This window comes from Nocardia halotolerans (genome assembly GCF_042650145.1).
Taxonomy (GTDB): domain Bacteria; phylum Actinomycetota; class Actinomycetes; order Mycobacteriales; family Mycobacteriaceae; genus Nocardia; species Nocardia halotolerans.
This window is the reverse complement of record NZ_JBHSDL010000002.1, coordinates 192,756-207,665: the sequence shown is the minus strand read 5'-3', so window position 1 is coordinate 207,665 and position 14,910 is coordinate 192,756. Positions and strand designations below refer to the sequence as shown.

General features: G+C 68.1%; 13 protein-coding genes. 3 read left to right on the top strand and 10 right to left on the bottom strand.

Annotated elements, in window-relative coordinates:
• Positions 1–17: 17 nt before the first annotated feature.
• Together ACFO5K_RS01990 and ACFO5K_RS01985 are read right to left on the bottom strand one after the other, a co-directional pair.
• A complete protein-coding gene (locus ACFO5K_RS01990; RefSeq protein WP_378555377.1) occupies positions 18–824 on the bottom strand; it encodes an enoyl-CoA hydratase in 807 nt (268 codons plus the stop codon).
• Positions 821–1,807 carry an NAD(P)H-dependent flavin oxidoreductase gene (locus ACFO5K_RS01985; protein WP_378555376.1) on the bottom strand — a complete coding sequence of 329 codons (987 nt, stop codon included), beginning with the start codon at positions 1,805–1,807 and terminating at the stop codon, positions 821–823. Before ACFO5K_RS01985 ends, ACFO5K_RS01990 begins: the two co-directional genes overlap by 4 nt.
• Positions 1,808–2,058: 251 nt before the next feature.
• Between ACFO5K_RS01985 and ACFO5K_RS01980 the strand changes: the two genes are divergently transcribed.
• From ACFO5K_RS01980 to ACFO5K_RS01970, 3 genes are all read left to right on the top strand, one after another.
• Entirely contained in the window at positions 2,059–3,528 is a 1,470-nt protein-coding gene (locus tag ACFO5K_RS01980) for an aldehyde dehydrogenase family protein (protein ID WP_378555375.1), read from the top strand.
• 33 nt (positions 3,529–3,561) lie between these two features.
• Positions 3,562–4,707, top strand: a complete 1,146-nt coding sequence (locus ACFO5K_RS01975) for an acyl-CoA dehydrogenase family protein (protein ID WP_378555374.1) — start codon at positions 3,562–3,564, stop codon at positions 4,705–4,707.
• 63 nt (positions 4,708–4,770) lie between these two features.
• The gene (locus ACFO5K_RS01970) at positions 4,771–6,144 is read left to right on the top strand and encodes an FAD-dependent oxidoreductase (protein WP_378555373.1); all 1,374 of its coding nucleotides are present in this window, start codon (positions 4,771–4,773) and stop codon (positions 6,142–6,144) included.
• Between the two features lie 11 nt (positions 6,145–6,155).
• Here ACFO5K_RS01970 and ACFO5K_RS01965 read toward each other — a convergent pair whose 3' ends face one another.
• The 8 genes from ACFO5K_RS01965 to ACFO5K_RS01930 are packed head-to-tail and all read right to left on the bottom strand — an operon-like array spanning position 6,156 to position 14,902.
• Positions 6,156–7,382 carry a TetR/AcrR family transcriptional regulator gene (locus tag ACFO5K_RS01965; protein ID WP_378555372.1) on the bottom strand — a complete coding sequence of 409 codons (1,227 nt, stop codon included), beginning with the start codon at positions 7,380–7,382 and terminating at the stop codon, positions 6,156–6,158.
• Positions 7,383–7,434: 52 nt separating this feature from the next.
• Entirely contained in the window at positions 7,435–8,037 is a 603-nt protein-coding gene (locus ACFO5K_RS01960) for a hypothetical protein (protein WP_378555371.1), read from the bottom strand.
• Positions 8,038–8,049: 12 nt separating this feature from the next.
• Entirely contained in the window at positions 8,050–9,234 is a 1,185-nt protein-coding gene (locus ACFO5K_RS01955; RefSeq protein ID WP_378555370.1) for an MCE family protein, read from the bottom strand.
• Positions 9,231–10,343 (bottom strand): MCE family protein, encoded by a 1,113-nt coding sequence (locus ACFO5K_RS01950; RefSeq protein WP_378555369.1) that lies wholly within the window; start codon positions 10,341–10,343, stop codon positions 9,231–9,233. Before ACFO5K_RS01950 ends, ACFO5K_RS01955 begins: the two co-directional genes overlap by 4 nt.
• A complete protein-coding gene (locus tag ACFO5K_RS01945; protein WP_378555368.1) occupies positions 10,340–11,440 on the bottom strand; it encodes an MCE family protein in 1,101 nt (366 codons plus the stop codon). Before ACFO5K_RS01945 ends, ACFO5K_RS01950 begins: the two co-directional genes overlap by 4 nt.
• Positions 11,440–12,453: an MCE family protein gene (locus ACFO5K_RS01940; RefSeq protein ID WP_378555367.1), complete on the bottom strand. Its 1,014-nt coding sequence runs from the start codon at positions 12,451–12,453 to the stop codon at positions 11,440–11,442. The genes ACFO5K_RS01945 and ACFO5K_RS01940 overlap by 1 nt, the downstream gene beginning before the upstream one ends.
• The gene (locus ACFO5K_RS01935) at positions 12,450–13,472 is read right to left on the bottom strand and encodes an MlaD family protein (RefSeq protein ID WP_378555366.1); all 1,023 of its coding nucleotides are present in this window, start codon (positions 13,470–13,472) and stop codon (positions 12,450–12,452) included. Before ACFO5K_RS01935 ends, ACFO5K_RS01940 begins: the two co-directional genes overlap by 4 nt.
• Positions 13,469–14,902: an MlaD family protein gene (locus ACFO5K_RS01930; RefSeq protein WP_378555365.1), complete on the bottom strand. Its 1,434-nt coding sequence runs from the start codon at positions 14,900–14,902 to the stop codon at positions 13,469–13,471. Before ACFO5K_RS01930 ends, ACFO5K_RS01935 begins: the two co-directional genes overlap by 4 nt.
• Between the last annotated feature and the right edge of the window lie 8 nt (positions 14,903–14,910).

The following is a 14,910-nucleotide window of genomic DNA, read 5'->3' as shown; positions in this document are numbered from 1 at the left end:
CTCGGGGGCGCGGATGATCAGGCCGGTTCGGTGGTCGGGTGTGGGGCACCGGCGAAGTTCGGGGCTCGGCGGGTGAGCACGGCCGTCATGCCCTCGCGGAAATCGGCGGAAACGAGCAGCTCGCACTGACCGGTCTTCTCCCGTTCCAGCGCGGCGTCGAGTTCGGCCAGGGTCGCCGCGTTGAGGGCGGCCTTGGTCAATTGCAGGGCCCGGCGCGGGCCCGCGGCGAGTTTGGCGGCGACGGAGTTCACCTCGTCGTCGAGGTCGGCGGCGGGCAGGCACCGGGTGATGAGGCCCGCTGTGGCGGCCTCGGTCGCGGGCAACCTGGCTCCGAGCAGCGCGAACTCCGCGGCCCGGGCGCGGCCCATGGCGGCAGCCACCATGGCCGTCGCGCCACCGTCGGGCATCAGGCCGATGGAGGTGAACGGCAGCAGCAGGTACGTGTGGTCGGCGGCGTAGACGAGGTCGGCGGCGAGCGCGATCGAGGTGCCGACTCCGGCGGCGGGCCCGTTGATCTGCGCGATCACCGGCAACGGCGAATCGACGATGGCGCGGACCAGATCGTTGGCGCGGTCCATCACCACTTCCGGTGCCGCCTCGTTGCCCCCGGCTGCGGCGGCGGCAGCCAGGTCCGCACCGGTGCAGAACGCTTTGCCCGCCCCGGTCAGCACGATCACCCGCACCGTCGGCCGGGTCGCCGCCGCGGTGACCAGGTCACACAGGGCGGTCATGGTGTCGAGGTCGATGGCGTTCATCCGCGCCTGGCGGTCGATCGCGATCCGCAGTACCCCGTGTTCTTCCCGAACCAGCAGACTTTCGCTCATCGCGCCACCGCCTCGACGATCGAGCCGGCCAGCTTGCCCGCGATCAGTTCTTCGGCTTCGCGCACGATCCGTGCGACGAGATCGGCGCAGGTGGGAATGTCGTGGATCAACCCCTGGCATTGGCCGACACTCCAGATGCCCGCGTCCAGGTCGCCGTCCTCGTAGACCTTGCGGCCGCGTGCCCCGGCCACCAGTTCGCGCACATCGTCGAAACCACCACCGCCGCGCTCGATTTCGACGACCTGACGGGCGACGGCATTGTCGGCCACCCGGGCGGTGTTGCGCAGGGTGCGGAAGATCAGCTTGGTGTCGAGTTCGGTGTTGGCCACGATCTTCTCCTTCACCGCGTGCGCGATCGGCGATTCGGCGGTGCACAGGAACCGGGTGCCCATGTTCACCCCGTCGGCACCCAGTGCCATGGCCGCCACCAGACCGCGCGCGTCGGCGATTCCGCCGGAGGCGATCATCGGGATCTCGAGTTCGCGCGCCGCGGCGGGGATGAGCACCAGTCCGGGTGTGTCGTTCTCACCGGGGTGACCGGCGCATTCGAAACCGTCGATGCTCACCCCGTCGACACCCACCTGCTGAGCCTTGAGCGCGTGTTTGACGCTGGTGCACTTGTGCAGCACCTTGATGCCCGCGTCCTTCAGGTAGGGCAGGTGGGTGGCGGGGTTGGCGCCCGCGATCTCCACGATTCGCACGCCGCTGTCGATGATGGCCTGCCGGTACTCCGCGTACGGCGGCGGTGTGATCGACGGCAGGATCGTCAGATTGACCCCGAACGGCTTGTCGGTGAGGTCCCTGGTGCGCGCGATCTCCTCGCGCAGTGCCTGTGGTGTCGGCTGGGTGAGGCCGGTGATGATGCCGAGCCCGCCCGCCTGTGACACCGCGGCGGCGAGTTCGGCGCGGCCGACCCACATCATCCCGCCCTGCACGATGGGGTGCTCGACACCGAATGTCTCGGTGAATCGGGTGCGCAGCATGGCGCCTCCCTTTCGGGTCCGACGTTCTCTCCGGTCGTGGCGCAGCCGTGAGGCTCTTTGCAACCGACGAGAATCGTGATTAACTTAGCCAGAATTGAGATTAACTTAACGGCCGCTGTCGCGGCCTGTCAACAGGTGATGCGAGCGTGCCGGGTGCTACCCGACCCGGATGCCGTGACACCGCAGCCGAGCTCTGTGAAGGATGGTCGAGAATGGCTGAAACCCACACTTCAGCAGCGGATCCTGCGACAATGACCACGACGGTGGACGCGGCCACCGGGGAGCCCGTGGGGAGCTGGCCCGTCGACGGTCCCGAGCAGGTCGCCGCTGTTGTCGAGCAGGCCCGCGCCGCGACGCAAAGCTGGCGTGAACTCGGGTTCACCGGCCGGAAGCGAGCATTACAACGCTGGGCGGCGCGGCTGGTGCTGCGGGCCGACGAACTGTGCGCGCTGATCCACGCCGAGAACGGTAAGCCGCTCGACGACGCCTACCTCGAGGTGGTCACCGCCGTCGAACACCTGAACTGGGCGGCCGAGCACGCGCACAAGGTACTGAAGCCCAAGAGGGTGTGGCCCGGGCTGATGATGGCCAATCACGAGGCCGTCATCGAGCAGCGCCCGCACGGTGTGGTCGGGGTGATCGGCCCGTGGAACTATCCCGTCTACACCCCGAACGGCTCGATCGCCTACGCGCTGGCCGCGGGCAACACCGTGGTGTTCAAGCCGAGCGAGCTCACCACCGGCATCGGGCACTGGTATGTCGAAGCCTTCGCCGCGGCCAACCCCGCACTGCCGCCGGGCATTCTGAGCGCGGTCAGCGGCCCGGGCGACACCGGTCGCGCCCTCGTCGAGTCGGGTGTGGACATGATCGCCTTCACCGGGTCGACAGCCACCGGCAAGCGGATCATGGCCGCCGCGGCGCAACGGCTCACCCCGGTGGTGCTCGAATGCGGCGGCAAGGACGCGGCGATCGTGGCCGACGACGCCGATCTGGCCGCGGCGGCGGACGCGATCGTCTGGTCGGCGATGGCCAACTCCGGGCAGACCTGTGTGGGTACCGAACGCTGCTACGTCGTCGCCTCGGTGCTCGACGACTTCCTGACCGAGCTCACCCGCCGCGTTCGTGAGCTCACGCCGGGCTCCGACCCCGCCGCCTCCTACGGCCCGATGACCCTGCCCACCCAGGTCGACGTGGTCGCCGAGCACGTCGATGACGCACTCGCCAACGGCGCCACCGCGCTGTTCGGTGGAGCAGATTCCATCCGGGCCCCGTTCGTCGCCCCGATCGTGCTGCTCGACGCCCCGGAGGACTCCGTCGCGGTCCGTGAGGAAACCTTCGGCCCGACCCTGACCGTACGGGCGGTGCGCGATGTCGGCGAAGCGATCCGGCTCGCCAACGCCTCGCAATACGGGTTGGCCTCCTCGGTGTACTCCCGCAAGCACGGCATGGCGATCGCGCGCGAGCTGCGGGCGGGCGCGACCTCGGTGAACAGTCCCGCCGCCTATGCCGCGATCCCCGCGCTGCCCTTCGGCGGGGTGGGTGAGTCCGGTATCGGCCGGATCCACGGCGCGGCCGGGCTGCTGGGCTTCACCCGCCCGCATTCGATCGCCCGGCAGCGCTTCGCGATTCCCGGCATGGCGTTGCAGTCCTTCGCCCGCACCGAATCCACGATGTCACTGGTCCGGAAAATCACCGCCCGCCGGTTCGGGCGCGCCAAGTAGACCCATCCATCAGCACGGAAGAAGAGGAACAGTATGGGCGTCGAATTCAGCCAGGAACAACGGGATTTCGCCGCGGCCGTCGCCGCGTTCGCCAAGCGCGAGGCCGGCACCAGGGCCCAGCGCGACGAGCTGACCGACCACGACCGCGACCAGCACAACCCCGAGGTCTACGCGAAGATGGCCGAGCTCGGCTGGCTCGGGTTGACGATCCCGGAGGAGTACGGCGGGTCGGCGGCATCGATGGTCGACATGTGCATCCTGCTCGAGCAGTCCCATCGCGGCATGCTGCCGATCGGAGCCATCGGGCCGACTCTGATCACCGGCGGTGCCTACGCCAAGTTCGGTACCGCCGCGCAACGGGACACGGTGCTGCGCGGCATCATTCGGGGTGCTTCCCAGTCGATCTCGATGTCGGAGCCCGAGGCCGGATCCGACGTGGGCAACCTGTCGACCAAAGCGGTGAAGACCGCCGACGGCTGGGTGATCAACGGCCAGAAGACCTGGTGCTCCAACGCCCACATCTCCGAGAACATCCTGCTGGTCGCGCGCACCTCCAAAGAAGGCGGAAAACACGAGGGGCTCACCATGTTCCACGTGCCCGCGGGCACGCCGGGACTGCAGATCACCCCGATCGAGCTGATGGGCAACCAGACCGAAACCAACGACCTGTACTTCACCGACTGCCTGCTGCCCGAAGACGCGGTGGTCGGTGAGGAGGGCAACGGCTGGCGTCAGCTGATGACCGGGCTGAACTTCGAGCGCCTCATCCTCGCCGCCATGAGCCTGGGCGCCGCCGAACGCGCCTTCGACGACACCTTGGCGTTCGTCACCCAGCGCAAACAGTTCGGCCGGCCGGTCGGCACCTTCCAGGCGCTGCGCCACCGCCTGGCCGACCTGGCCACCGAGATCGAATGCACCAAGCTGCTGGTCTACAGCGTGGCCAGGGAAGCCGACGCCAACCCGGACAAGATGCTGGCCAGGGAGGCTTCGATGGCAAAGCTCAAGGCCACCGAAACGGCCAAGAAGGTGGCGCTGGAAGGCATGCAGATGATGGGCGGCTACGGCTACGCCCGCGAATTCGACATGGAGAAGCACGTACGCGGTGCGCTGGTGTCCACCATCTTCGGCGGCACCAGTGAGATCCAGCGCGACATCATCGGCCGCACCCTGGGTCTGTAAACCGGCCGACGGAAACGCTCGCCGCCACCGCGAGGGGGGTGGCGGCGGGCTACCGTGGGCGGCATGGGCGAACGCATGGTGGTCATCGGCGCGGATGCGACGGGCATGTCGGCGGCGTCGCAGGCGCGCAGGCTGCGCGACGGCGACGACCTCGAGATCGTGGTGTTCGACAAGGGGAACTACACCTCCTACTCGGCCTGCGGCATTCCGTACTGGGTGGGCGGCGACGTGACCGAGGCCGAGGACCTGATCGCCCGCACACCCGCCGAACACCGGGCCCGTGACATCGATCTGCGGCTGCGCACCGAAGTGATCGAAATCGATCCCGCCGCGCGCCGCGTGCTCTCCCTCGAGCTCGACACCGGCACACACACCTGGACCCGGTACGACAAGCTGGTCGTCGCCACCGGTGCGGTGCCGATCCGGCCACCACTGCCCGGCGTCGACGCCGAGGGCGTGTACGGGGTGCAGACCCTCGACGACGGGCAAGCTCTCATCACGGCGCTGGCCTCGGCGACGGGCCGGGAAGCCGTCGTCGTGGGCGCCGGATACATCGGTGTGGAGATGGCGGAGGCGCTGATCCGGCGTGGATTCCGGGTCACGATGGTCACCCGCAGCGCCGAACCCATGACCACCCTCGACCCCGACATGGGCGCCCTCATCCGGAAAGCCATGGCGGGGATGGGTATTCGCCTGGTCACCGGGACCGAGGTGACCGGAATGCGCACCGATGCGACCGGGCGGGTACGAGCGGTGACCACCGCCGACACCGAATTCGCCGCCGATGTGGTGGTGCTCGGGATCGGCGTACGCCCCGCCACCGACGTGGCCCGCCGCGCGGGACTGCCGCTGGGTGAATCCGGCGGCCTGCTCACCGATCTGTCCCAGCGGGTGCGCGGCCACGACGACATCTGGGCCGGTGGTGACTGTGTGGAGGTGCTGGACCTGGTGTCGGGGGAGTTGCGCCACATCGCGCTCGGCACCCATGCCAACAAACACGGTCAGGTGATCGGTACCGGTGTCGGCGGGGGATACGCCACCTTCCCCGGCGTGGTCGGCACCGCGATCAGCAAGGTCTGCGACCTCGAGGTCGGGCGGACGGGGCTCGGGGAGCAGTACGCGCGTCGCGCCGGACTGCAGTTCCATGTGGTGACCATCGAATCCACCGGACGGGCGGGCTATTTCCCCGGCGCGGAACCGATGACGGTGAAGATGCTCGCCGAGCGGCGTACCGGGCGACTGCTCGGGGTGCAGATCGTGGGTGGTGACGGCGCGGCCAAGCGGGTCGACACCGCCGCGGTCGCCCTCACCGCGCGGATGACCGTGGAACAGATGACCGCGCTCGACCTCGGCTACGCGCCACCGTTCTCACCGGTCTGGGATCCGGTGCTCGTCGCGGCCCGCGCGGCGGCCCGGGCGGTGTCGCGCGGCGGCTGAACGGCTCTCGGTCAGCGACGGGGCAACGGTCGACCGAGGGTGACGGTCTGCAGCAGCCGCACCACGGTGTCCTGCGGGCAGATTCCGTCGTCACCGAAGACGCGCCCGAGGTCGACCACCAGGCTGAACGCGGCGTGGACGAGGATTCTGGCCTCGCCGGCCGACAGCTCCGGTCTGGCCTCGGTCAACAGTTTGACCCATTCGGTGATGATGAGTTGCTGCAGGTGACGCAGGGTCACCCGGTCGGCCTGGTCGACGTGGCTGAACTCGGCGTAATAGACGAAGGTCAGTGCTCGTTCGTCGAAGGACCCGGCGACATAGAGGTCGATCAGGGCCCCCAGCGCCTCGGCGGGGGAGTCGGCGGTACCGACAGCGGAGGTGATCGCCACCGACATCCGGTCGGCGGCGCGCCGGAACGCCGCGGCCAGCAGATCGCTCTTGCCGCGGTAGTACCGGTACACCGCGGAGGCGGCCGACAGGTCGGCGGCCGTGGCGATCTCTTCCATGCTCACGTTGGGGTAGCCCCGCTCGTGGAACAACTCCACCGCTTTGCGGAGCAACAGTTCATGCTTGAACGTTTGCGGCGGCGTGGTGCTGCGCCGGGCCGGCGAGGCGGCGGCGGGCTCGCCGCGAAGGTCCGCGTCGACCAGCGCCCAACCCGTCGCCTTCAGCAGCTGGGCGAGAGTTTTCGCCGACAAGCTCGCGTGGTGGTCGCCGATGCTGCTGGCCACCGCGAAGACCGACACCGCGCGGATGGCACGGTCGTAGCCGTCGAGCTCGGGGCGCACGTCACGGATCAGGTCACGCACGGTGGCGATCGCGGCGGCGAATTGCCCGGTGAACTCCGCGAAGTCGGCGGGCTCGAGATAACGGCGCTCCCACCGGGCCAGGGCGACGGTGGGGCGATTGGCGATGGTGGAGCCGATGATCGCGTCGAGCACATGATCGAGGCGCTCACGAGGTGACCACTCGGCGGCCTCGGAGGGCAATTCGACCGCGGTCAGCGCCAACCCCGACAACCGCAACAGTTCCGCCCGGAACAGCGCGTACTTGCTGGGGAAATGGCGGTAGAGGGCGGCAGAACTGATGTCGACCCGGCGGGCGATGTCGTCCATGCTCACGCCGTGATAGCCGTGCGCACCGAACGCCGCAGCAGATTCGGCCGCGATCTGCGCACGCCGGTTCTTCGGCCTGCGTCGGATCGGTCGGGCGGGTTCGTCTATCTGCTTGCTCGTCATCTCACCTGTCATGTTATCGCCTCGGCGAGGCGGGCCTGCTCACCCGATCCGGTCACTGGGCGGGCATCGCCGCTAGTGGGGAGTTCACCTGCTCGACCAGCCAGCGGCCGCCGTCGTTGCGCAAATTCATCACCATCGACAGCTGACCGGGCTTGGCCTTGTGCTCGGTGCCGAGGCTGGAAATCGTTGTGCCGATCACCACGATCGCCTCGGCGGAGCTCTCGTCGCCGGTGCGTAGTGCGCACTGGGTGTCGGTGGCCTTCGAGGTCACCTCGCCCTGGATGAGGGCGTCGCGGAGTTCGGTACTGGTGGATTCGAACTGCTTCTTCCAATCGCCGGTCGCGCCGTCGAGGACGGCGGTGAAATAGGTGTCGAGGCTCCTGCTGTCGTATTCGGCCAGCACCGGGGCGTAGCTGCAGGCGGCTTCGCGGGCGTGCTGCTGGGCGGCGAGCAGATCCTGGTTCTCCTTGTTCTCCAGGAACAGCACCACCGAGGTCGCCACCGAGGCGCCGACGACGAGGGCCGTGGCCCCGCGCAGAGCCAGCGCCTTGCGCGAAGCGGTCCAGCGTGTGCGGCCGGTCGTGGTCTGTGCCGCCGCCTCGACAGCCGGGGCGTCGGATTCTGTTGTGGAGCTGTCGTTGTCCTCTGTACTCATGGGTTCTTCTCCTTATCGGGGTGCGGGGACCGCGGGTCGGGACAGTTCGTCGCCGGTCACCCCGGGCGGGGGACCCGCGCCGTTGTCGGGGCCCGGGGGTCGTGGCGCGTTCGCCGAGCCGCGCACCTGCAGCGCGGGATTGTCGGTGACGCAGTAGTTGTAGAGCCGCACCCTGGTATCGGTGGTCGTCTCGGTGGGCACGATCGGGACGGTGTCGTAGTCACAGGTGGGCCGTGGCCACGGGTCGACGAGGGTGAAGAAGGCGTTGTCGTGGGCCGGGATGCCGACCGCCTCGGCGAAACGGCTCAGGTTGGGAAACAGCAGCTCGATGGCGGGCTGACGCAGTTTCGCCGCCCGGGTGATCGCGACGAAGTTCGTCACCAGGTCGGTGATCGGATCGTGGGTGCGCGAGACGAACCCACCGAGGGTGACCAGCCGGCCCGGCCCGTGCTCGAGCAGGTGCCGCAGCTCCGCGTCGGCGGCGGTGAACTGCTGGAACAGCGCACTGCCCGCGTGGGTGATGGTGCCGAGGTCGGGTTGGGCGTGCGCGGTGGTCGAGGCGATCACCGAGAGGTTGCGCAGCAGATGCTCGGTCTGGGGCAGCAGGTCGGTGAGGCCGGCCATCGCGCGGCTGAGCCCGGAGATCATGTTGCGCAACCCCTCCGGCCCGCCGGCGAGGGCCTTGTCGAGTTCGTCGACGATCACATTGAGCCGTTCGGGATTCAATCCGCTCACCAGGCCGGTCATGTTGGCGAGCACCGACTGCACCTGGACCGGCACCGCGGTGTCGCCGCGCGCGACAACCGCGCCGTCGTCCAGGTACGGGCCGGTCTCGGTCTCCGGGCGGAAGTCCAGATATTGCTCACCGGCCGCCGACAAACGTGCGACGGCCACTCGCCCGCCCATCGGAATCCGGGTGTCCTCCTCGATCCGGGCCACGGCGACGATCCCGTCACCGGAGACGCGCACGTCCTCGACCCGGCCGACCCGGACACCGCGGAAGGTCACGTCACTGCCTGCGGTGAGGCCGCCGGAGGTGGCCAGTTCGACAGTGACGTCGTAGGGCGAATCGGTCGGGTCGATCCGCAGGACCACACCGCCCAGGTAGAGGGTGCCGAGCAACAGGACAACGACCAGGCCCGCGTTGGCGACGGCGATCCGACGGCGAACCAGCCACTGCCACAACGGTGAGTTCATCGGGGGCCCTCCTGCGGCGGCTGCTGCGGTGTGCTGTTGAGACGGCCGGTGACCTTGGCGATCACCTGGGCGAGGCTGCCGATGAACGCCGGCACGTCGGTGCCGTCGGGCCAGCGGCTGCCGGACGGATCGGTGACCGCGCCGATGTCGAGGTAGGAAAGGATCGCCCCGACCGACAGGTTCGGCCCGCGCATGCTGTCCATCACCGAGGGATAGATCTGGTGGAAGCCGTCGAGGGCGCCGCTGAGGTCGTCGTCCATCTGCACGAACCCCGACATCAGATCCTGGATGCTCTGGAACAGGCTCACGAACTGTGGCCCGTTCGTGGCGCTGAAGTCACCGAGGGCGTCCATGGTGACCGCCACCCGGTTGATCAGATCCACGATCGCCCGGTTGTTCTCGGCGAACAGCCCGACCAGCTGGGGGAAACTGTCGGCCGCGGCACCGAGTTCGGCTTTGCGCCCGGCCAATTCGCCGGTGAGCACAGACAGCCCGCTGAGGGTGGCGTCCAAGTCGCCGGTGCGCTCGTTGAGCGCGGTGATGACCGAGGTCATCTCGCCGATCAGATGCCGCAGCTGAGGCGCCTTGCCCGCGAAGATCGAATCGAGTTCGGACGTGATCTCGGCGGCCTGGTTGATGCCGCCGCCATTGATCAGCATCGAGACCGACATCATCAGCTGCTCGACCGAGGCGGCCGAGGCAGTGTGCTCGGTGCCGATCCTCGCGCCCTCGGCCAGCGGCGGTCCAGCCGTCGCGGCGCTGGGCAGGGTGATGGCGACGAAGATGTCACCCAGCGGCGTGGCCTGGCGCAACTCCACCGTGGTGCCCTGGGGCAGCTCGATGTCCTCGCGGATGAGCATCTCGACGTCAGCGAGGAACGCGGTGGTCGAAATATCGGTCACCACACCGATATCGGTGCCACCGATCTTGACGTGGGCGCGGTCGGGCAGGTTGAGCGCGTCACGGAAGGTGGCGTGCAGGGTGTAGCCGGGGCCACCGATGCCCGGTTCGGGCATCGGCAGCTGAGCGACGGTCATCGAACAGCCGCTGCTCGACACGGCGACAGCCGCGGCGCACAGCGTGGCGGCAAGGGTGGTGCGCAAAGTCATCTCGTGAGTCCCAACAGTGCGGCGGTCAAACCGAAGTCCGGGCCCATATCGGAGATCTTGCCGGTGCGACACCCGTCCAGACGCATCTGCACGCGCTCGCAGAACGTCGCGATCACCTCGCTGTCGAGCACGATCTTGTCGAGCAGACCGTGCAGGCGAAGAGCCTGGCGTTCCCGGCTCACCGCGTTGTCGAAGTTCTCGAACATCAGCGGCCCGACATCGATGATCTCGGTGAGATTGCGGGCGTTGGCCCGCATCTGGGCGGCGATGTCGACGAACTTGGTGAGGGCGCCCGCGAGCTGATCCTCGTTCTGGCCGACGACCGAGGACGTGTTGGTGATGAAGTCGTCGAGTTGCTTCAGCACCGCCTGCAGACCCGGCGACTGCTGGGCGAACAGGGCGACCAGCTCGGTGATGCGACCGCTGAAATCACGGACGGTCTGGTCGTTGTCGGCGATGATCCGGGTGATCTCGCCGAGCCGGACGACGGTGTTCGCGATCTGGTCCTTGTTGGCGAAGGTCAGTTCGAACGCCGCCGACAGTTCGTCGAGCGTTTCGCGCAGTCGGTCGCCGTTACCGTCGAGCAGCGGGAACAACACCCGGCTCGCCATCGGCCCGCTCTGGCTGTCACCTTTCAACGCTTCACCGAGCTGATCGAAGTTGGCGAGGATGCGGTCCAGTTCGACCGGTGTTCTGGTCTTTTCGAGCGGCAGGTGCGCGCCATCGGCGAGTTCAGGGCCCGACCCGGTATAGGCGGGAGCCAGTTCGACATGGCGGTTGGTGATCAGCTGCGGGGAGATCAACGCTGCCATCGCATCGGCCGGAACACGCACATCGCGCTCGACCTTCATCACCACCTCGACGTAGCCGCCGCGCGGTGTCACCGAATCGACCACGCCGACCGGTACCCCGAGCACCGCGACCTCGTTGCCCGGATACAGGCCGGCCACGTTCTCGAAGTCGGCGCTGATGCGCTTGTGCTCGCCGAGCACCCGCTCACCGAACCCGGACACGCTGTCGGGCAGCAGGGAACAGCCCGAGGCGAGAGTGAGAGCCAGGCAGAGCGCGGCCAGTTTGCTCGTTCGTTTCGTCGACATCAGTTGCACCCCTGTACGGCCTGCACGAAGCACAGCCAGTTGTCCGGGAAGATCCACGGCGCCCAGATCTCGCCGTAGGGACCGTTGCCGAGCAGATTGTTGAACTGCCGCAAGGTGACCGGGGCGATCTCGTAGAGCCGGTCCAGGTTCTCCTTGTTCTTGGTCAAGCCGTCGGCCATCGTGTTGAGGTTCGCGATCAACGGCGCGAGCTCACCGTCGTTCTCGATGCCCATTTCCTGCAGCAACCTCGACATCTGGGCGACGTTGTCGAGCAATTGCGTGAGCAGTGTCTGGCGTTTCTGCACGGCCGCGCCGATCGCCTCGCCCTTGGTCAGCATGATCAGCACACTGTTGCGGTTGTCCGCGACGAGCCGGGAGACCTGGTCCATGCTCTTCAGCAAGGTGTCGACCTCGTCGCGCCTGCTGTTGATCACCTGCGCCAGGGCGCCGATGCTGTCGAGGGCCTGCACCGCCATGGCGGGAGAGTCGCCGAGCTGGGCACTGAACGTGTCGAGCGCGGTGCGCAGTTTGTTCGGGTCGATGCGTTCGATCCGCTCGAACGAGGACGTGTACTTCGGGTCCTGGATGACCTTGCTCAGGTTGTAGGGCACCGTGGTGTTCTCGATCCCGATCCGGTTGCCCGGCAGCCCGGTTCCGTCGCCGGGGCGCAGATCGATGTGGAGCCTGCCGAGAATGGTCGACATCTCGATCGCCGCGTGCGCGTCGGGGCCGAGGCGGATGTCGCGCCGGATGCGTAGCGCGACGTCCACCTTGTCGTTCACCAGTGTCACCGACTGCACCGCACCGACCTCGATGCCCGAGATGTCGACGGTCGCGCCGGCACGCAGCCCGGCGGCTTGGGCGAACTCGGCGTGCACGGTCTTGTCGCCCAGCTGGATCTGGGCGAGCAGGTTCGACCCGCCGAGCAGCACGACTACCGAGGCGGCCGCGATCAGCCCGAGCCGCAGATTCCGGTTGCGCCGCAGGGTTCGCGGAACACGAGGCCGCATCATCGGCACACCTCCGATTGGGCAGGGCCGCCGACCTGCGAGAACAGGCCCTCCTGGAGCAGCACGCCCCACAGCGACACATCCAGCCGGCAGATGTAGGCATTGCCGTAGGTGCCGTACTGGGTGAAACGCGCCACGCCGTTGAGGAAGTCGGGCAGCTCGACCGCGCCGCGGTCGAGGGCGGCGCCGTTGTCGAGCAGCATCGCCACGCCGGTTGTCGCCTTACGCTGAGCCTCCGACATGCCGGGTTTGACCTGCTCGATGATCGTGACCAGCGAATTCGTCGCACCGGCCACCCGTTCGACCGAACTCTTCAACGATTCTCCTTCGGCATAGAGCCCGTCCATCAGGCTGCGGGTCTGGGTGATCAGGGTCTCCAGCTCGCCGCTGCGGTTGGCCAGGCCGGCCATCACCGAACTGAGGCTGCTCAGCACGTCGCCGAGGATCTGATCGCGCTCACCGAAGGTCGAGGCCAACTGCGCGGCCTGGGTGACCAGCGATGCCAGTGACACCTCGTTGCCCTGCAGCGCCTGGATGAGGGTCTCCGACAGCGAATTGATCTGGTCGGGCTGCAGCACACTGAACAGCGGCTCGAACCCGGACAGCAGCGCGGACACATCGAAGGACGGCTCGGTCCGGTCGAGCGGAATCTGCGCGCCGGGCGGAATGACCGTGCCCCCGGCGGTACCCGGTGCCAGCGCGAGGTAGCGCTGACCGATCAGATTCTGGTAGCGCACCAGCGCCTTGGTCGTGTCGGTCAGATGCTGGCGGTCCTCGATCCGGAAGTCGACTCGCGCGGTGTAGTTGTCGGCGAAATCGATCTCGTCGATCCGCCCGACCCGCACCCCGGCCATCCGGACGTCGTCGCCCACGCGCAGCCCGAGTACATCGGTGAACACCGCCGAGTAGCTGCTGGTGTTGCCGGGCACACTGCGTTGCAGGGTCGACCAGATCGTGTAGGTGAGCACGGTCGCCAGGACAGCGAAGAAGCTGAATCCGATGAGTGCTTTGGTGGGTTTCACTGTCGGACACCGTCTTCTGCGTCGGGAACGAGGGGCGTGTCGCCGAGGATCGAACCCAGCAACAGCAACTGACTGAAGGTCGGGGTGCCCCCGACCAGCGCCGATATCGCGGCGACCCCGGTGAGCCGGGGTTGTGACGCCGGGGCGGCGGCGGGCGCGGGCTCGACGGCGGCGGCCGGTGCCGTGATCCCTGGAATGGCGGGCAGTCCCGGCAGCGGTGGCAGGCCGGGGATCGCCGGCACGGTGATCTCCGGGAGCGTGGGCAGTTCGGGAATCGGCAGCGCGGGCGCCACCGGTGCCGGCCCTGCGGCCTCGAGCCGCTGGGGCAGCATGGTTTCCGGATACTCCTGCGGCGGTGCGGCTTCGGGCACGGTCGGCCCACCGCAGCGGGGCCCCGTCATCTGCCCGTAGCGGGGGCAGTCAGCGGCGGTGTACTGCTGGAAGGGCGTGAACGATACGTCCATTCGCCAGGTCATCTGGTTGCGCGGACCGAAGTTGAAGACCTGCTGCAACTTGCGTAGCGACGCATTGAGATTGGCCGCCGTCGACTGGAGCGCGCCGGGATCCTTGGCGATCCCGCCGAGCACGCCGTCCAACCCCGCGACGAGCTCCTTGCCCGCGTTCGGGTTCGCGCCGAAGAGCACATTCACCGACTCCACGGTGTTGTTGCCCTGTAGGAGCAGTTCGACCAGGTCGGCGCGGTGCTCGTTGAGGGTGCGTGCGGAGTTCACCGAGTCGGCGAGCACCCCGACCAGCTCCGGTGCCGACTGGCTCAGCGCCGTCGACGCGCGACCGAGATCGCCGAGCAGGTCGCCGATCTCGGGAATCCGGTGCACGGTGGTCAACCACTGGTCGAGCCGCTCGATCGTCGACCCGGGCACCCGACTGGCGGGGTCGAGCGCAGCCGACAAGGTCGCGAGCACCCGGCCGAGCTTCTCCGGCTGGATCGTGGTGAGTACCTCGCGCAGAGTGTTGAGCGTGGACTGCAACTGGATCGTCGCCTCGCTGGTGTCCTCGGCGATGACGGTGCCCGCGCGCAGGCCCGCGGCGGCGGCACCGTTGTCGACCAGCTGGACGGAGGCGACGCCGAAGATGTTGTCGGGCACTACGCGGGCGGTCACCGTGTCCGGAATGGTCTCGGCCAGACCTGGTTTCAGCTCCAGAGTGGCGTGCTGACGTTCACCCGCGGCGACCATGTCCACCGAGCCGACGATGCCGACGACCATGCCGCGGAACTTCACGTCCGCGCGCTGAGGTAGGCCGTCACCAGTGCTCGTCAGGTCGGCGCCGACCACCACCGTTTCCTCGAACTCGCCGTTGTAGCGCAGCGCGAGCAGATACAGCGCGACCCCGAACGCGATGATCATCGCGAGTCCCGCCATCGTGAGCTGCAGGGGTCTGGGGCCGCGGCCGCTGAGATCGAATTGCATTGGATCGA